This is a genomic window from Mammaliicoccus sp. Q-M61 (genome assembly GCF_022386055.1).
Taxonomy (GTDB): domain Bacteria; phylum Bacillota; class Bacilli; order Staphylococcales; family Staphylococcaceae; genus Mammaliicoccus; species Mammaliicoccus sciuri_A.
The window spans coordinates 209,793-227,673 of the sequence record NZ_JAJNJL010000004.1; the positions used below are offsets into that span (position 1 = coordinate 209,793).

Consider the following 17,881-nt stretch of genomic DNA (forward strand, 5'->3'; position numbering starts at 1 on the left):
AGGAGGGGTTATTTATGAACGAAGTACAATTAAAAATTTTAGACCTTATTGAAGGTGGGAAAATTACTGTTGATGAAGCGGTAAAATTACTTGATGCAACATCTCATAATCAAAAATCATCATCACCATTTGATAAGAAATCTAAAGAAAATGTTGAAAATTTATTTGAAGACTTGTTAGATAAATTTAAGACAACTGCCAAATCAGGGAAAACTGAATTTGAAAAGAAGTTTAAGGATAATGAAGGAACAGGTCAAGATCCTATTCAACAATTAGATGAATCTTTAAGAAATATCATTAGAAATTTCAATAAAAATAACGACCAAAATAAAGATATTTAAATTTATTCCCTAGAAACGATAAAACGTTTCTAGGGTTTTTATATTTGCAGAAACTGTTGTAATATTGATAATGATTGCAGTTAAGGTTAAAGTTCATTAGAATTAACATATATTAACCTAGAGGTGAACCCTATGATATCAAGTAGTAAATTAATAGAGCAATTTAATTTGGAAGTTATTGCCGGGAAAAATGGCTTACATCGTAAAATAACAGAAACGGATATATCACGTCCTGGTCTAGAAATGGCTGGGTATTTTTCACATTATTCATCAGATAGAATTCAAGTATTAGGTACAACTGAGTTGTCGTTTTATAATTTGTTGCCTGATGAAGAGAAAAAAGGTAGAATGGCTAAATTATGTAGACCTGAAACACCAGCTATTATTATCACACGAGGTCTAGATGCACCAGAAGAACTCGTTCAAAGTTGTAATGAAAATAATACACCGCTTTTAAAAAGTGAGTCTTCAACGACTAAATTGATGGGGCAAGTAACCGGATATTTAGAGCGTGAACTAGCACCTGAAACATCATTGCATGGCGTTCTCGTCGATGTTTATGGCGTAGGTGTATTAATTACAGGTGATAGTGGTGTCGGTAAAAGTGAAACGGCATTAGAACTTGTTAAACGTGGTCACAGACTTGTTGCCGATGATAATGTTGAAATTAAAGAAATTAATAAAAACGAATTAATCGGTAAAGCACCGAAGATTATTGAACATTTACTTGAAATACGAGGTCTTGGTATTATCAACGTTATGACTTTATTTGGTGCGGGATCTATCTTGATGGAGAAAAGAATCAAGTTAAACATCAATTTAGAAACATGGAACAAAGAAAAAATATATGACAGAGTTGGATTGAATGAAGAAACTTTAAAAATCTTAGACTCAAAAATAACTAAAAAGACGATTCCTGTTAGACCGGGTAGAAACTTAGCAGTTATTATTGAAGTTGCTGCGATGAACTATCGATTAAACAACATGGGAATTAATACTGCTGAAGAGTTTAATAATCGTCTTAATGCAGAAATTTTGAAAAATGCACGTAAGGAGAATGAATAATGGAAGTGTTAGGCATTGATCCCGTAGCGATACAATTAGGACCGCTAGCAATACGATGGTATGGTATTATCATTGCTTCCGGTATATTAATTGGATATCTAATCGCACAAAGAACTGCTAAAAAAGTTGGAATAAAAGAAGAATCACTTATAGATTTAATTATATGGTGTGTCGTAATGGCAATTATCTGTGCACGTATTTATTACGTAGCTTTTGAATGGGATTATTACAGTCAACATTTAGCAGAAATACCTCTTATTATGAATGGTGGTATAGCTATTCATGGTGGATTGATTGGTGCCTTTTTAACAGGGTTCATCATTTGTCGTAAAAAGAATTTGTCATTCTTCCAAATGGTTGATATTGTCGCGCCAAGTATCATTTTGGCACAAGCAATTGGTAGATGGGGTAACTTTATGAATCAAGAAGCGCACGGTGGACCTGTTTCACGTAGTTTTCTTGAGAATTTACATATACCTGAATTTATCATTAACCATATGCAAATAGACGGTATTTATTATCAACCAACATTTTTATATGAATCCATTTGGAATATAGTTGGGTTTATCATTTTACTACTCATTAGACCTAACTTGAAAATTGGTGAGACATTCTTTGCTTATTTAATTTATTATTCAATTGGTAGATTCTATATAGAAGGTTTAAGAACGGATAGCTTGATGCTTACTGAACATTTAAGAATCGCTCAAGTTATTTCTATTGTGATAATTGTTGTTTCTATTATTTGTATTATTTATAGAAGAGTACGTTATAATCCGAAAAAATTCAGAGATGTTAAAGGTTATTATCATAACTAATGTGAAAGAAGTGTTTACGTGAGAGCATTAAAGACTAAAAAAGTAAATGGTGCGAATCCATTATGGAAAATGTATGAAACAGTACGTTTTATAAAAGTATTTAAAAATGTTATTATCATTGAAATTAGTAGATATTTACCGAGTGTTAAATGGAAACATTTTCTATACAGAAAAGGGCTCAAGATGAAAGTTGGTCAAAAGACAGCTTTCGCATTTAAAGCAACGCCTGATATTATGTATCCTGAACTTATCACTATCGGTAAAAACTGTGTAATAGGATATAATGCAACCATTCTATGTCATGAATATTTAGTCGAAGAATATAGAATTGGCCGTGTAAACATTGGAGATAATGTCTTAGTTGGTGCAAATGCCACTATACTTGCAGGTGTGAGTATAGGTGATAATGCTGTTATAGCAAGTGGTACAATCGTGACGAAAGATGTACCTAATGATATGATGGCATATGGCAATCCTATGGAACTTAAAAAAAGGCGGTGAGTCAGTCGTTGGGAGAAAATTCAAATGTCATACACGTAAAGTTTGATAAAGACTTCTATTATCATAAAGCAATGGAAAAAATGAGAGAACAAGATTTCGGATATGCCGAGTCTTTATTTAAAAAAGCGCTTGAACTATCACCTAATGATTTTGTGATTATACCGCCTTATGCTGAATGTCTTGTAGAGCTAAATAAAAATACTCAAGCAGAAGAAATGATGTTCGATCAAATTGTGAAAGAAAATTTTGTGACAGATTATTATTTTTATTTAAGTCAAATGTATATAAAGACGAATGAACCTAATAAAGCATTTTTATTTGGGTTAAGATATGTAACAGAAGAGGACGACCAAGATTATTTTGAAGAAATGATTCAAATGTTTGAAGTAAAGTATAATGATCAAACAATTGTGGAAGAAGAAGCGGAAAGATTTGTGATTCAACATATTTTTCAATACTTATTTTCACATGGCAGGTTACAAGAAGCGAATGATTATATTGATAGACAACGTGCTAAATTACAAGAAGATAAACATATTATGAATTTAAAAGCGATGTCTATGTTATACAATAGTCAATATGACGAAGCGGAGATATTGTTACAAACGATATTGGAAGATAATCCTTCTGATATTTACGCTTTATGTCATATGACGTTATTGCTATACAACACGCAACAGCTAGAACGTTATGAGCAATATCTGAATCAATTAAGTAAATTACATCCTATTAATGATGAAGAATCTTTTAAATTGGGTGTTGTTCTAAGCTATTTAGGAAAGCATAAACCTTCTAATCAATTATTAGTGCCTCTTCTAAAAAAAGCACAAGCTGCTACGCCACAATTACACCACGCCTTAAGTTACAACTTCTATCATTTAGGATATTTAGATGAAGCGAAAAGACATTGGCAAAGATTTGAAGATAGTGTACAATATCATAGTCAATTGCCACCTTGGAAAATTGATGAACTCAAAGATATGTTAGACCGTCATGTGTTACCTTTATTAAAAGACGAAGACTATCGATATAGGTTATATGGCATCTTTTTATTAGGGCATATGAAACATAGAGAACTCGTTATGTCTCATGAAATATGGGAAGTTCTAGAAAGTTTACCAGACTATGAAAGGTTATATATAACGTATACTTTTCAAGATTTACATTTAAACAAGTTAGGCTTTATTGATAAAGGTATGAAGCTTATTGAACAATCCATATATCAAAAATATGGTAAAGAGATTTTTGTATCATGGATTGAACATGCAGAAATGCTCATTGCAGATAATGAATCGATTGAACAAGTTGAACATTATGTTGCAGCATCCATTTATATTTATTTAAAGATGGTAAATCAAAAAATAACTAAAAAAGAGATTAAAGATACATTTCATATTACGACGTATCGCTTGAATAAAGCGATCAATGCTATTTTGAGCATATAGTTATGAATAGTAATGATTATGATGTACAATTCTACTGAATTAATAAGAGGAGGCAGTTTATAAATGACTACACAAGTAGATTATGATGTAATTATAGTTGGGGCTGGACCAGCAGGAATGACTGCTGCAGTGTATGCTTCAAGAGCAAATTTATCAACTGTAATGATAGAACGAGGTATGCCAGGTGGACAAATGGCAAACACTGAAGATGTAGAGAACTTCCCTGGCTTTGATTTAATAACAGGTCCAGACTTATCAACTAAAATGTTTACACATGCACAAAAATTTGGTGCTAAATATGAATATGGTGACATTAAAGAAATAGAAGATAAAGGTTCTTATAAAGTTGTAAATATGGGTGACAAAACATTAACAGCTCGTGCAATTATCATTGCAACTGGTGCAGAGTACAAAAAAATAGGTGTACCAGGTGAACAAGAATTAGGTGGACGCGGTGTAAGTTACTGTGCAGTATGTGACGGTGCATTCTTTAAAGGGAAAAACTTATATGTAATCGGTGGCGGAGATTCAGCTGTCGAAGAAGGTATTTTCTTAACTAAATTTGCAGACAAAGTTACAATTGTTCACAGAAGAGACGAATTAAGAGCTCAAAAAATCATTCAAGACCGTGCATTTAAAAATGAAAAAATTGATTTCATTTGGAACACAACATTAAAAACAATTAATGAAAAAGATGGTAAAGTAGGATCAGTAACATTAGTTTCAACTGAAGATGGATCAGAGTCAGAACACCAAGCTGATGGTGTATTCATCTATATCGGTATGAAACCATTAACTAAACCATTTGAATCATTAGGCATTTTAAATGAAAATGGCTATATCGAAACAAATGATGAAATGGAAACTAAAGTACCAGGTGTATATGCAGCAGGCGATGTTCGTGAAAAAACATTACGTCAAATCGTTACAGCAACAGGTGACGGCAGTATCGCAGCACAAAATGCACAAGCATATATCGAATCATTAGAAGACGAAGAACAATTAATATAATTTGAGTAGTGAAGAGGCGAGGACACATGTCCCGCCTCTTTTTTTATGTGGATGGTAGGTGCGGAATGTGATTATCGGTAGGTCCGGATGTGGAAAATATGGACCGATACGGAAAATTTCCGGTCCAGAAATGTGGAATAGGGACCGATAAAAATAATTACCGGTCCAGAAACGGAAAATATGGACCGATAAATAAAATTACCGGTCCAGAAACGGAAAATATGGACCGATAAATAAAATTACCGGTCCAGAAATAGAGAATATGGACCGATAAAAAAATTTACCGACCCGAAAACAGGATTTTCAGTCCGATAAAAATAAATATCGACCCGAAAACGAAACATCAATATAATCGATGCTATTTCATAAGTGATTATTACCTTAATATTACGGGAAAGATACACTAGTATTGGCCATTTATTTAATGTTTTTTGTGGTGTAATCATGTAAGATAAAAGTATATATGATCGTTAAAGGAGAACTGTTATGCAACCTATCGACAAAACTAATGTAAAAAATGAACTTCTCGTGGTTACAGGAATGTCCGGTGCGGGTAAATCAGTCGCGCTACAAGCTTTAGAAGATTTAGGATATTTTTGTGTTGATAATCTACCGCCTATATTATTGCAAAAATTTGTTGATTTAATGGATCAGGGTAATCCTTCTTTATCAAAAGTTGCAATTGGTATCGATTTAAGAGGTAAGGATTTCTTTGGAAATTTAAGAGATGAATTAGATTATATACAAAGTGAGAAAAAAGTAGTAGTAGATATTTTGTTTTTAGAAGCGAGCGATAAAAAATTAATTTCTAGATATAAAGAAACAAGAAGAACACATCCTTTAAGTGAGGAAGGTAGTTTATTATCTGCAATTGAAAGAGAAAGATCTTTATTAAGTGATATTAAAGGTATCAGTAACTTTGTGATTGATACGACTGAAAAGAAACCTAAAGAATTGAAACAAGAACTTGTAGAAGCATTTGAAGAAGATCCTTCTACAACATTTCAAGTAAGAGTGATGAGCTTTGGATTCAAACATGGTATGCCTATTGATGCAGATATAGTTTTTGATGTACGATTTTTGCCAAATCCATATTATGTTGAAGAGTTAAGACCTATGACTGGTCTCGACGATGAAGTTTATCAATATGTGATGAAATGGAAAGAAACGAATACATTTTATAAAAAGTTTAGTGATCTGTTAATGTTTATGTTGCCAGGTTATAAGAAAGAAGGGAAATCCCAATTGACGATTGCAATCGGTTGTACGGGTGGTCAACATAGATCTGTAGCACTTGCGAAACGTTTAGGGGAAGATATTAAAGAGAACTTTGACTATGTTGTGTATACATCACATCGCGATGCACATATTGAAAGTAAGCCAAGAACATGAAAAGATTAAAAGTCGTCTTAATTGGCGGAGGAACCGGTCTTTCTGTATTAGCAAGAGGGTTAAAGGAATATCCAATAGATATTACCGCCATTGTAACTGTAGCAGATGATGGCGGTAGTACTGGTAAAATTCGTGATGTGATGGATATACCTGCCCCTGGCGATATCAGAAACGTATTAGCAGCACTTAGTGACACAGAACCAATGCTTGAAAAGTTATTCCAATATCGTTTTGAAGAAGAAGAACTTGGCAGTCATTCAATCGGAAATTTATTGCTAGCTGCCATGACAAATATTACGGATGATTTTGGACATGCTGTAAAAGAATTAAGTAAGTTGTTGAATATTAAAGGGCAAGTCATTCCATCAACAACGAGAAGTGTTGTACTGAATGCAGTTATGTCAGATGGTGAAATCATTGTCGGAGAATCTAAAATTCCTAAGACAGATAAGAAAATTGAAAAAGTATTTTTAACCCCTCAAGATATTGAACCGATGAAAGAAGCAATAGATGCAATTGAAGAAGCGGATTTAATTGTAATGGGACCAGGTTCTTTATATACAAGTATAATGCCTAATTTAATTTTGAATAAAGTTAAAGATGCAATTGTTAATACTGAAGCGGAAAGATTATATGTATGTAACCTTATGACTCAAAAAGGTGAAACAACAGGTTATTCAGTAAGTGACCATGTTAAAGCTATTCATGACCATGTAGGCGCATCATTTATTGACTTTGTAATATGTCAAAATAAGCGTTTCGATAAAGATATCTTATTAAGATATGAACAAGAAGAAGCTAAACAAGTTGAATTTGATGGTGAGAAATTAAAAGAAATGGGTGTACAGTGCATTCATGATAATGAATTAGTAAGTATTACACCTCATCAATACATTAGACATAACAATAAAGTGTTGGCACAACTCATTTACGAAATCGCCTTGAGAGAAATCAGTACAATTCAATATAAGAAAGATAAATAAAGTTTTGTCTAGATAAAACAGACAAACGTAAAAATTAATATTAAATGAAGCAAATGAGACAATCATTCATGTCTAATTTGCTTCATTTTTTTATGGAAATCGAGTAATATAAATGTAAGGGTTTTCAATTCGGGGTGATGGGTCATGAAAAGTGTTCAAATATTAATGGTGATATTAGGTTGTATATTTTTACTCATAGGTTTAATCGCAAATCAGCAGATAGGTATTTCATTTTTAATCATTGGCTTGGCGATGATTTTATTTGGTGTTATTAAAGAACCTTCAAGTAAAACATAAAAAGTTCAAGTTTAAAAACTTGATACGCCCGGCTATTCCATGTAATATGAAATAGATGCAAAACGTATGATATGTCTTTTGGCATATCATTATTTTTATGTGCGTATAAACTAAGAAAGGATGATCTGCTGTGAGCTTTGCTTCAGAAATGAAAAATGAATTAACAAGAATTGAAGTAGATGATTGTTGCGCCAAGGCAGAACTTTCAGCTTTGATTAGAATGAACGGTAATTTAAGTATATCTAATCAGCAATTTGTTATAAATGTACAAACTGAAAATGCAGCGATAGCACGTCGAATATTTTCATTAATAAAAAAATGCTTCGGTGTTGAAGTTGAATTATTAGTGAGAAAGAAAATGAAACTTAAGAAAAATAATATATATATTAGTCGAATAAAAGTAAAAGCTAAAGAAATATTAGATGAGCTTGGTATTTTACAAGATGGCATGTTTAAACATGAAATAGATAAAGATATTTTACAAAAAGATTGTTGTAAAAGAAGTTATTTAAGAGGTGCATTTCTAGCAGGGGGTTCTGTTAATAACCCAGAGACTTCTTCTTATCATCTTGAAATCTTTTCATTATACGAAGAACATTCAGCAGATTTAACCGCACTCATGAATCAATATGATTTAAATGCTAAATTATTAGAGCGCAAAAAAGGATTTATCAGTTATTTGAAAGAAGCTGAAAAGATTTCCGATTTCTTAAGTTTGATAGGTGGCTATCAAGCACTATTGAAGTTTGAAGATGTAAGAATTATTCGGGATATGAGAAATTCAGTTAACCGATTAGTCAATTGTGAGACAGCTAACTTGAACAAAACAGTTAGCGCCGCAATGAAACAAGTTGAGAGCATTCAGCTCATCGATAAAGAAATTGGTATTGATAACTTGCCAGATCGTTTAAGAGAAGTTGCAAGACTTAGAATAGATAATCAAGATGTGTCAATTAAAGAATTAGGCGAAATGGTAAGCACAGGTAAAATATCTAAATCAGGTATTAATCATAGATTACGTAAATTAAATGAGATGGCTGAAAAAATTAGAAACGGCGAGACAATTCAACAATAAAAGAAGCACCTGAGACAATTCATGTCTCAGGTGCTTCTTTATTAATATAATTATTTAATATCTTCTGGATGCATAACATCATCGATTAAACCGTATTCTTTAGCTTCTTCAGCTGTTAAGAAGTTATCACGATCAGTGTCTTTTTCAATTTTTTCAATTGGTTGTCCAGTTCTTTCAGATAAAATTTTATTTAATTTCTCACGTGTACGTAAAATATGACGAGCTGCAATTTCAATTTCAGTAGCTTGTCCTTGTGCACCGCCAAGTGGTTGGTGAATCATAACTTCACTATTTGGTAATGCATAACGTTTACCTTTAGCACCAGCTGCTAGTAGGAATGAACCCATAGATGCTGCCATACCGATACAAATAGTTTGAACATCAGGTTTGATGTGTTGGATTGTATCGTAAATCGCAAATCCTGCTGTTACACTACCGCCTGGAGAGTTGATATATAAGTAAATATCTTTCTCAGAATCTTGAGCTTGTAAGAATAGTAATTGTGAAACGATTGAGTTAGCTACATTGTCATCGATAGCTGACCCTAACATAATAATGCGGTCTTTCAATAAACGTGAATAAATATCATAAGCGCGTTCTCCGCGGTTTGTTGTTTCAATAACTGTTGGTATTAAATTCATCAGTTAATCCTCCTTTGAATATCTTAATGACCATATCATACACTACAAAGTCAAACATGGTCAAAAAATATGACCTACTGATGAATATTATAACTTAAATAGCTGATTTATACACTGGGAATTTGTGATATGAGTTGTCAATGTTAGCATAAATGATATAATAGTTTCCGTAATCAACGAGCTGTGTGCAGTGAATTTGTGTGACTTCTATATTAAAATAGTCACATCTTTTTCTGATGAAATACTCCCTTTGAGTTGTATTCATTTTGCTTCACTCCTTAATAGTTGATAATCCTATTATATCGACAATATATTAAGTAGATATAAAGTGTTTATTAAGACTTATCTCTCCGTAGTGTAACGGATAACACGCAAGATTCCGGTTCTTGAAATGGGCGTTCGATTCGTCTCGGGGAGGCTTACTTTGTAAAGGATGATTTGGATGACAATTAAATTTTATGTTGGAACAAATTGTGGTTTATGTGAAGATGCTAAGATTCAAATTGAATTTTTTAAAGAATCGTACGATCATGAAATAAAAATAGATACTATTAATATTGAAGAAGATGATTCATTACTCGAAAAATATATGTTAAGAATTCCAGTTGTTGAATATGATGGACAAGTTCTACAAGAAGGAAATATTGATTTCATCACATTGACAGAGGCATATAATCAATTGAAATAATAGGAAACGCTTTTAACTTGCATTCTATATATAAGGGGTGTATTATAAAACTGTAAACAGATATTATTTTTTTGACCCGCATGGGACGAAAAACGTCTAACCCAGGTTAGATATTGCCCATCTGTTAATCTTTGAGGAGGCGACTTGTTTATGGAAGATTTACTAAAAGTACAACATAGACTAGTTCCTGATTTGATTGACAAGATGTATCGACGCTTTAATATTTTATCGACAATCGAGAAGAAGCAGCCTATAGGTCGAAGAACGTTGAGTGATGTTATGAATGTCACTGAACGGGTATTGAGAACTGAGATAGAAATTTTAAAACAACAAGATTTAATCAGCGTTCGGTCAACTGGTATGAAATTGACTGAAACAGGCGAGCAAACGCTTGATTCTTTATCACATTATTTAACACTTTATTCTAGTTTTAATCATATTGAAGAAGAAATTTTTAATCGATATGGTGTGAAAACTCATATAGTGAGAGGTAATTCGGATTTAGATGAGATGGTTAAAGCAGAAATGGGTAATGTTACTGCTGAATTACTAGAACAGTCATTATACGATCATGCTTCAGTATCAGTAACTGGTGGTTCAACAATGGCAAGAGTAAGTGAGTCATTACATCCATTAGATAAAGACATTTTGTTCACGCCAGCGCGTGGTGGTTTGGGTGAAAACGTTGTGTTTCAAGCGAATACAATTTGCGCAAGTATGGCAAATCGTACAGGTGGGTCATATAAAGTCTTGTATGTTCCAGACCAAGTGAGTGAAAGTTCATACGAAACTTTGCTGAAAGAACCTGCAGTTATTGAGGTGCTAGATGCAATAGGTCGTTCAGATTTTATTATTCACGGTATTGGTGATGCGCTGAAGATGGCGGAAAGAAGGAAGACTTCTGAAGAAGTATTAAGCCAATTGAAACATCATCATGCTGTCGGAGAAGCTTTTGGTTATTATTTCAATGACAAAGGTGAGGTCGTGCATCGTGTTAAGACAATCGGTTTGCAACTAGAAGACTTAACAACAAAGACAAACATTTTTGCAGTAGCAGGTGGGACATCTAAAGCAGAAGCGATAAAAGCTTATCTTGAGATTGCGCCAAAGAATACAATTCTTATCACCGACGAAGGTGCTGCAAAAGCAATAATCAATTTGGAATAAAAGGTTATTTAACCTTTTTGAATAAAAAATAAAAAGGAGGCCATCATAATGGCAACTAAAGTAGCAATTAATGGTTTTGGTAGAATAGGTCGTTTAGCATTTAGAAGATTACAAGAAGTTGAAAATATCGAAGTAGTAGCAATCAACGATTTAACAGATGACGCAATGTTAGCTCATTTATTAAAATATGATTCAACACAAGGTCGTTTCAAAGACGAAGTAGAAGTTATCGAAGGCGGATTCCGCGTAAACGGTAGAGAAATCAAAACTTTCGAAAATCCTAACCCTAAAGAATTACCATGGGGCGATTTAGATATCGATGTAGTATTAGAATGTACTGGTTTCTTCGCTGACAAAGACAAAGCTTCAGCTCACATCGAAGCAGGTGCTAAAAAAGTATTAATTTCAGCTCCAGCATCAGGTGACTTAAAAACTATCGTTTATAACGTTAACCATGACGAATTAGACGGATCTGAAGAAATCGTTTCAGGTGCATCTTGTACAACTAACTGTTTAGCTCCAATGGCTAAAGTATTAAATGATGAATTCGGTATCGTTGAAGGTTTAATGATGACAATTCACGCTTACACTGGTGACCAAAATACTTTAGATGCTCCACATGCTAAAGGTGACTTCCGTCGTGCTCGTGCAGCTGCTCAAAACATCGTACCTAACTCAACTGGTGCTGCTAAAGCAATCGGTTTAGTAATTCCAGAATTAAAAGGTAAATTAGATGGATCAGCTCAACGTGTTCCAGTAGCAACTGGTTCAGTAACAGAATTAACAGCTGTATTAGACAAAGAAGTTTCAGTTGAAGAAATCAATGCAGCAATGAAAAATGCTACAAATGATTCATTCGGTTACACTGAAGACGAAATCGTATCTTCTGATATCATTGGTATCACTTACGGTTCATTATTCGATGCAACTCAAACTCGTGTTATGACAGTTGGAGATCGTCAATTAGTTAAAACTGTATCTTGGTATGACAATGAAATGTCTTACACTTCACAATTAGTTCGTACTTTAGAATATTTAGCAGCTCAAGCTAACAAATAATTTAAATAATTGAACTAAATAGGTTATGCTTATGAGTAAGCGGGGAGCACAACGCTTCTCCGCTTATTTTTAATCGTAAAGTATTTTCTATTATCTAGAGGAGGAAGACAAGTCATGGCAAAGAAGAATGTTAAAGACGTAGAATTAAAAGGTAAAAAAGTACTTGTAAGAGCAGATTTTAATGTACCAATGAAAGATGGTGCAATTACAAACGATAACAGAATCGTTCAAGCGCTTCCTACAATAAAATACATTATCGAACAAGGCGGTAAAGTTATTTTATTCTCACATTTAGGTAAAGTGAAAACTGAAGAAGATAAACAAGGATTGTCACTTAAACCAGTAGCAGAACGCTTAAGTGAATTATTAAATAAAGAAGTAACATTCGTACCAGAAACTCGTGGTGAAGCGTTAGAAAGCGCAATCGACGGATTATCTGAAGGCGATGTATTAGTATTTGAAAATACACGTTTCGAAGATGTTGATGGTAAAAAAGAATCTAAAAATGATCCTGAATTAGGTAAATACTGGGCTTCATTAGGTGATGTATTTATCAACGATGCATTCGGTACAGCTCACCGTGAACATGCGTCTAACGTAGGTATTGCATCTAATATTGAAACAGCATCAGGTTTCTTAATGGATAAAGAAATTAAATTTATCGGCGGCGTTGTAAGTGAACCTGAACGTCCTTTAGTAGCAATTTTAGGTGGCGCGAAAGTGTCTGATAAAATTGGTGTTATCGAAAACTTATTAACAATTGCTGATAAAGTTATCATCGGTGGAGGAATGGCATATACATTCTTCAAAGCACAAGGTAAAGAAATCGGCTTATCACTTCTTGAAGAAGACAAAGTAGATTTTGCTAAAGATTTACTTGAACGTGCTGGTGATAAAATTATTTTACCGGTTGATTGTAAAGTAGCTAAAGAATTTTCAAATGATGCTGAAATTACAGTTGTTTCTGCTGATGAAATTCCTACTGATCAAGAAGCAATGGATATCGGTCCTAAATCAGTTGAAGTATTTAGTGAAGCTCTACAAGGTTCAAATACAGTTGTTTGGAATGGTCCAATGGGCGTATTCGAATTTAGTAACTTTGCACAAGGTACAATTGGCGTATGTAAAGCAATCGCTAACTTAAAAGATGCTACAACAATTATCGGTGGTGGAGATTCAGCTGCAGCAGCGATGGACTTAGGATTTGCTGATGATTTCACACACATTTCTACAGGTGGCGGAGCTTCTCTAGAATATCTAGAAGGTAAAGCATTACCAGGTATCGAAGCAATTTCTGAAAAATAATCATAAAAGGAGTTTATATATCATGAGAAAACCAATTATCGCAGGTAACTGGAAAATGAATAAAACAGTTCAAGAAGCAAAAGACTTTGTTAATGAACTTCCAGCATTACCAGATACTAATGAGGTAGATTCAGTAATTTGTGCACCAACTTTACAATTAGATGCACTTGTTAACTTAACTAAAGAAGGCGTAGCACAAGGCTTACAAATTGGTGCGCAAAATGCATACTTTGAAGATAATGGTGCTTTCACTGGTGAAACATCTCCAGCAGCACTTGAAGATTTAGGTGTTAAGTATGTCGTTTTAGGACATTCTGAACGTCGTGAATACTTCCACGAAACTGACGAAGATGTTAATAAAAAAGCATTAGCTGTATTTTCTCATAATATGACACCAATTATTTGTGTTGGTGAAACATTAGAAGAAAGAGAAGCAGGTAAAGCTGAATCAGTAGTAGGTGGTCAAGTTGAAGCAGCACTTAAAGGCTTCACAGAAGATCAAGTTAAAGCGACAGTAATCGCTTATGAACCTATCTGGGCAATTGGTACTGGTAAATCTTCTACTTCTGAAGATGCTAACCAAATGTGTGCACACGTACGTAACGTTGTTGCAGGTGCTTTCTCTCAAGAAGCTGCTGATGCTTTACGTGTACAATACGGTGGTAGTGTTAAACCAGAAAACATTAAAGAATATATGGCTCAATCAGATATCGATGGCGCATTAGTTGGCGGCGCTTCATTAAAAGTTGATTCATTCGTAGCATTATTAGAAGGTGCTAAATAATGGCTAAACAACCAATAGCACTTATCATTCTTGATGGTTTTGCTAATCGTGAAGAAGAGCATGGTAATGCGGTAAAACAAGCCAACAAACCAAATTTTGATAGATATTACAACAAATATCCACATAACGAATTATCAGCATGTGGTTTAGATGTAGGTCTACCAGAAGGTCAAATGGGTAACTCTGAAGTAGGTCACTTAAACATTGGTGCAGGAAGAATTGTTTATCAAAGTTTAACTAGAATCAATAAATCAATTGAAGATGGCGATTTCTTTGAAATTGACGCACTTAAACAAGCAATGGATCACGTTGTAAAAAATGATTCAACGCTACATTTAATGGGACTTTTATCAGATGGTGGTGTTCACAGTCACTACAAACATCTATTTGCACTATTAGAATTAGCCAAAAAACAAGGTGTTAAAAAAGTTTATGTTCACGGATTCTTAGACGGACGTGATGTTGATCAAAAATCAGCACTTAAATATATTGAAGAAACTGAAAATAAATTTAAAGAGCTAGGTATAGGTCAATTCGCTTCTATTTCTGGTCGTTATTACGCTATGGATAGAGATAAACGTTGGGATCGTGAAGAGAAAGCTTACGATGCAATGTCTAATGGCGTTGGACCTGTATATGCAACTGCAGTTGAAGGTGTAGAAGCTAATTATCAAGAAGGTCTAACAGATGAATTTGTTGTGCCATTTATCGTTAAAGACGAAGAAAAAGGTGTAGAAAACACTGGTGTAAATAGCCATGACGCTATGGTATTCTTTAACTTCCGTCCAGATAGAGCGGCACAACTTAGCCAAGTATATACAAATGAAAAATTTGAAGGTTTTGAAATTAAACGTAAACTAGATGATTTATTCTTTGTTACTTTTACAAACTATAGTGATGATGTTATTGCCGAAGTTGCTTTTAAACCAGTTGATATCAAAAATACAATCGGTGAAGTAGCTGAGAAAAATAATTTAAATCAATTAAGAATTGCTGAAACAGAAAAATTCCCTCATGTTACTTATTTCATGAGTGGTGGTAATCATGCAGAGTTTAAAGGTGAAAGAAGAGTATTAATCGATTCACCTAAAGTCGCAACATACGACTTGAAACCTGAAATGAGTGCATATGAAGTAAAAGATGCTTTAATCAGTGAGTTAGATAAAGGTGATTTAGATTTAATTATCTTAAACTTTGCGAACCCTGATATGGTTGGTCATAGTGGTATGCTTGAACCAACAATTAAAGCAATTGAAGCAGTAGATGAATGTTTAGGTGAAGTTGTTGATAAAATTTTATCAATGAATGGTACAGCTATCATTACAGCAGACCATGGTAACTCTGATGAAGTGTTAACAGATGACGAATCACCTATGACAACTCACACAACAAACCCTGTTCCTGTTATTGTGACAAAAGAAGGGGTAGAAGTAAGAAGTGGAGGCCGCTTAGCAGACTTAGCACCAACACTTATAGACTTACTTGGAGTAGAAAAACCAGAAGATATGACTGGTGAATCATTAATTAAATAATAAATTATAAATTTATAAAGGAGTTTTAATTATGCCAATTATTACAGATATTTATGCACGCGAAGTATTAGACTCTCGTGGTAATCCAACAGTAGAAGTAGAAGTATTAACTGAAAGCGGTGCTTTTGGTAGAGCTTTAGTACCATCAGGTGCTTCAACAGGTGAATATGAAGCAGTAGAATTACGTGACGGAGACAAAGACCGTTACTTAGGTAAAGGTGTTCTTAAAGCTGTAGAAAACGTTAACGAAATCATTGCACCTGAAATCATTGAAGGTGAATTCTCAGTATTAGAACAAGTTTCTATCGACAAATTAATGATCGCTTTAGACGGTACACCAAACAAAGCTAAATTAGGTGCTAATGCTATCTTAGGTGTTTCTATCGCAGTAGCTCGTGCTGCAGCTGACTTCTTAGGTCAACCATTATACAAATATCTTGGTGGATTCAACGGTGTTCAATTACCAGTACCAATGATGAACATTGTTAACGGTGGTTCTCACTCAGATGCACCAATCGCATTCCAAGAGTTCATGATCTTACCAGTAGGTGCTGAATCATTCAAAGAAGCTTTACGTTGGGGAGCAGAAATCTTCCATAACTTAGCTAAAATCTTAAAATCTCGTGGTTTAGTAACTGCAGTAGGTGACGAAGGTGGTTTCGCTCCTAAATTTGAAGGTACTGAAGACGGTGTTGAAACAATCTTAGAAGCAATCAAAGCAGTTGGTTTAGAACCAGGTAAAGACGTATTCTTAGGATTCGACTGTGCTGCATCAGAATTCTACGAAAATGGCGTATACGACTATGCTAAATTCGAAGGTGAAAATGGTGCTAAACGTTCTTCTGAAGAACAAGTAGACTTCCTTGAAGAATTAGTAAACAAATACCCAATCATCACTATCGAAGACGGTATGGATGAAAATGACTGGGACGGCTGGAAACTTCTTACTGACCGTATCGGCGACCGCGTACAATTAGTAGGTGACGATTTATTCGTAACTAACACTGAAAAATTATCTGAAGGTATCGAAAAAGGTATCGGTAACTCAATCTTAATTAAAGTTAACCAAATCGGTACATTAACAGAAACATTTGAAGCAATCGAAATGGCTCAAAAAGCTGGTTACACTGCAGTTGTATCACACCGTTCAGGTGAAACAGAAGATACTACAATCTCTGATATCGCAGTAGCAACTAACGCTGGCCAAATCAAAACAGGTTCATTATCAAGAACTGACCGTATTGCTAAATACAACCAATTATTACGTATCGAAGATGAATTATTCGAAACAGGTAAATTCGAAGGAATCAAAGCTTTCTATAACTTATCAAAATAATTGAGCATATAAATAAAAATGGTTCACATAAAGCCCAAAAGATGTCGTCACATCTTTTGGGCTTTTTATAGTTGCTATAGAAATTTTGGTAGGTAAAGTAGGGAGGTGTTTGGTGGAGAAAATAGATAGAGGAAGGGTGGAGTGGTCGGAGCGGTTGGGTGAGTAACGGAGTGGATTATCGGGATATGTGAGTTAAAGGTGGAGTAAACACACGAGATTGGAGAAGATGTGAGTTAAAGAGGTAGTAAACACACGAGATTGCTAAAGATGTGAGTTAAAGAGGTAGTAAACACACGAGATTGCTAAAGATGTGAGTTAAAGAGGTAGTAAACTCACGAGATTGAAGAAGATGATGTGAACCCAAATATTTGACCTAAACAAATCAAACTATTGGGGTGCATTCTTATGAGGAAAAAGTATGATTTTAAATTCAAAATAAAA

General features: G+C 34.1%; 18 protein-coding genes. 17 read left to right on the forward strand and 1 reads right to left on the reverse strand.

All coding sequences use genetic code 11. The annotated features are described in order from the left end of the window. The first annotated feature begins 14 nt into the window (after positions 1 to 14). The 10 genes from LQ677_RS08090 (at position 15) to whiA (ending at position 8,928) form a co-directional block, all read left to right on the forward strand. The gene (locus tag LQ677_RS08090) at positions 15 to 341 is read left to right on the forward strand and encodes an SHOCT-like domain-containing protein (RefSeq protein ID WP_126476656.1); all 327 of its coding nucleotides are present in this window, start codon (positions 15 to 17) and stop codon (positions 339 to 341) included. 132 nt (positions 342 to 473) lie between these two features. Further along, the gene (gene hprK, locus LQ677_RS08095; protein ID WP_025904534.1) at positions 474 to 1,406 is read left to right on the forward strand and encodes an HPr(Ser) kinase/phosphatase; all 933 of its coding nucleotides are present in this window, start codon (positions 474 to 476) and stop codon (positions 1,404 to 1,406) included. Then, on the forward strand, positions 1,406 to 2,224 hold the full coding sequence (gene lgt / locus LQ677_RS08100) for a prolipoprotein diacylglyceryl transferase (RefSeq protein WP_191836338.1): 819 nt from the start codon (positions 1,406 to 1,408) through the stop codon (positions 2,222 to 2,224). The genes hprK and lgt overlap by 1 nt, the downstream gene beginning before the upstream one ends. Before the next feature lie 18 nt (positions 2,225 to 2,242). Continuing rightward, positions 2,243 to 2,725, forward strand: a complete 483-nt coding sequence (locus LQ677_RS08105; protein ID WP_159315301.1) for an acyltransferase — start codon at positions 2,243 to 2,245, stop codon at positions 2,723 to 2,725. An 8-nt stretch (positions 2,726 to 2,733) separates the two neighbouring features. Next, complete coding sequence (locus LQ677_RS08110; protein WP_239704774.1) at positions 2,734 to 4,170, forward strand: tetratricopeptide repeat protein; 1,437 nt, start codon at positions 2,734 to 2,736, stop codon at positions 4,168 to 4,170. A gap of 63 nt (positions 4,171 to 4,233) precedes the next feature. Further along, positions 4,234 to 5,181 (forward strand): thioredoxin-disulfide reductase, encoded by a 948-nt coding sequence (gene trxB, locus LQ677_RS08115; protein WP_025904538.1) that lies wholly within the window; start codon positions 4,234 to 4,236, stop codon positions 5,179 to 5,181. A 486-nt stretch (positions 5,182 to 5,667) separates the two neighbouring features. Further along, positions 5,668 to 6,573 (forward strand): RNase adapter RapZ, encoded by a 906-nt coding sequence (rapZ, locus tag LQ677_RS08120; protein ID WP_037588755.1) that lies wholly within the window; start codon positions 5,668 to 5,670, stop codon positions 6,571 to 6,573. Further along, a complete protein-coding gene (locus LQ677_RS08125) occupies positions 6,570 to 7,556 on the forward strand; it encodes a gluconeogenesis factor YvcK family protein (protein WP_191836336.1) in 987 nt (328 codons plus the stop codon). The genes rapZ and LQ677_RS08125 overlap by 4 nt, the downstream gene beginning before the upstream one ends. A gap of 144 nt (positions 7,557 to 7,700) precedes the next feature. Next, positions 7,701 to 7,853 (forward strand): hypothetical protein, encoded by a 153-nt coding sequence (locus LQ677_RS08130; RefSeq protein ID WP_185805774.1) that lies wholly within the window; start codon positions 7,701 to 7,703, stop codon positions 7,851 to 7,853. 130 nt (positions 7,854 to 7,983) lie between these two features. Then, positions 7,984 to 8,928, forward strand: a complete 945-nt coding sequence (gene whiA / locus LQ677_RS08135) for a DNA-binding protein WhiA (protein WP_025904541.1) — start codon at positions 7,984 to 7,986, stop codon at positions 8,926 to 8,928. A 50-nt stretch (positions 8,929 to 8,978) separates the two neighbouring features. On the opposite strand, the gene clpP is transcribed toward whiA, so the two are convergent. Continuing rightward, positions 8,979 to 9,569, reverse strand: a complete 591-nt coding sequence (gene clpP / locus LQ677_RS08140) for an ATP-dependent Clp endopeptidase proteolytic subunit ClpP (protein ID WP_025904542.1) — start codon at positions 9,567 to 9,569, stop codon at positions 8,979 to 8,981. A 442-nt stretch (positions 9,570 to 10,011) separates the two neighbouring features. Between clpP and LQ677_RS08145 the strand changes: the two genes are divergently transcribed. From LQ677_RS08145 to eno, 7 genes are all read left to right on the forward strand, one after another. After that, positions 10,012 to 10,257 carry a glutaredoxin family protein gene (locus LQ677_RS08145; RefSeq protein ID WP_191836335.1) on the forward strand — a complete coding sequence of 82 codons (246 nt, stop codon included), beginning with the start codon at positions 10,012 to 10,014 and terminating at the stop codon, positions 10,255 to 10,257. 150 nt (positions 10,258 to 10,407) lie between these two features. Beyond that, entirely contained in the window at positions 10,408 to 11,424 is a 1,017-nt protein-coding gene (locus tag LQ677_RS08150) for a sugar-binding transcriptional regulator (protein ID WP_239748268.1), read from the forward strand. 48 nt (positions 11,425 to 11,472) lie between these two features. Further along, positions 11,473 to 12,483, forward strand: coding sequence for a type I glyceraldehyde-3-phosphate dehydrogenase (gap, locus tag LQ677_RS08155; RefSeq protein WP_025904545.1), 1,011 nt, complete (start codon positions 11,473 to 11,475; stop codon positions 12,481 to 12,483). A 114-nt stretch (positions 12,484 to 12,597) separates the two neighbouring features. Next, positions 12,598 to 13,788, forward strand: a complete 1,191-nt coding sequence (locus LQ677_RS08160; protein WP_025904546.1) for a phosphoglycerate kinase — start codon at positions 12,598 to 12,600, stop codon at positions 13,786 to 13,788. Between the two features lie 22 nt (positions 13,789 to 13,810). After that, positions 13,811 to 14,572, forward strand: a complete 762-nt coding sequence (gene tpiA, locus LQ677_RS08165) for a triose-phosphate isomerase (protein WP_025904547.1) — start codon at positions 13,811 to 13,813, stop codon at positions 14,570 to 14,572. After that, the gene (gene gpmI / locus LQ677_RS08170) at positions 14,572 to 16,104 is read left to right on the forward strand and encodes a 2,3-bisphosphoglycerate-independent phosphoglycerate mutase (RefSeq protein ID WP_239748269.1); all 1,533 of its coding nucleotides are present in this window, start codon (positions 14,572 to 14,574) and stop codon (positions 16,102 to 16,104) included. Before tpiA ends, gpmI begins: the two co-directional genes overlap by 1 nt. 31 nt (positions 16,105 to 16,135) lie before the next feature. Then, positions 16,136 to 17,440 carry a surface-displayed alpha-enolase gene (gene eno, locus LQ677_RS08175; RefSeq protein ID WP_025904549.1) on the forward strand — a complete coding sequence of 435 codons (1,305 nt, stop codon included), beginning with the start codon at positions 16,136 to 16,138 and terminating at the stop codon, positions 17,438 to 17,440. Positions 17,441 to 17,881: the final 441 nt, after the last annotated feature.

Coding starts and splice junctions, on each gene's coding strand:
- LQ677_RS08090 (WP_126476656.1), top strand. CDS start 15: ATGAACGAAGTACAATTAAAAATTTTAGACCTTATTGAAGGTGGGAAA.
- hprK (WP_025904534.1), top strand. CDS start 474: ATGATATCAAGTAGTAAATTAATAGAGCAATTTAATTTGGAAGTTATT.
- lgt (WP_191836338.1), top strand. CDS start 1,406: ATGGAAGTGTTAGGCATTGATCCCGTAGCGATACAATTAGGACCGCTA.
- trxB (WP_025904538.1), top strand. CDS start 4,234: ATGACTACACAAGTAGATTATGATGTAATTATAGTTGGGGCTGGACCA.
- rapZ (WP_037588755.1), top strand. CDS start 5,668: ATGCAACCTATCGACAAAACTAATGTAAAAAATGAACTTCTCGTGGTT.
- LQ677_RS08125 (WP_191836336.1), top strand. CDS start 6,570: ATGAAAAGATTAAAAGTCGTCTTAATTGGCGGAGGAACCGGTCTTTCT.
- LQ677_RS08130 (WP_185805774.1), top strand. CDS start 7,701: ATGAAAAGTGTTCAAATATTAATGGTGATATTAGGTTGTATATTTTTA.
- clpP (WP_025904542.1), bottom strand. CDS start 9,569: ATGAATTTAATACCAACAGTTATTGAAACAACAAACCGCGGAGAACGC.
- LQ677_RS08145 (WP_191836335.1), top strand. CDS start 10,012: ATGACAATTAAATTTTATGTTGGAACAAATTGTGGTTTATGTGAAGAT.
- LQ677_RS08150 (WP_239748268.1), top strand. CDS start 10,408: ATGGAAGATTTACTAAAAGTACAACATAGACTAGTTCCTGATTTGATT.
- gap (WP_025904545.1), top strand. CDS start 11,473: ATGGCAACTAAAGTAGCAATTAATGGTTTTGGTAGAATAGGTCGTTTA.
- LQ677_RS08160 (WP_025904546.1), top strand. CDS start 12,598: ATGGCAAAGAAGAATGTTAAAGACGTAGAATTAAAAGGTAAAAAAGTA.
- tpiA (WP_025904547.1), top strand. CDS start 13,811: ATGAGAAAACCAATTATCGCAGGTAACTGGAAAATGAATAAAACAGTT.
- gpmI (WP_239748269.1), top strand. CDS start 14,572: ATGGCTAAACAACCAATAGCACTTATCATTCTTGATGGTTTTGCTAAT.
- eno (WP_025904549.1), top strand. CDS start 16,136: ATGCCAATTATTACAGATATTTATGCACGCGAAGTATTAGACTCTCGT.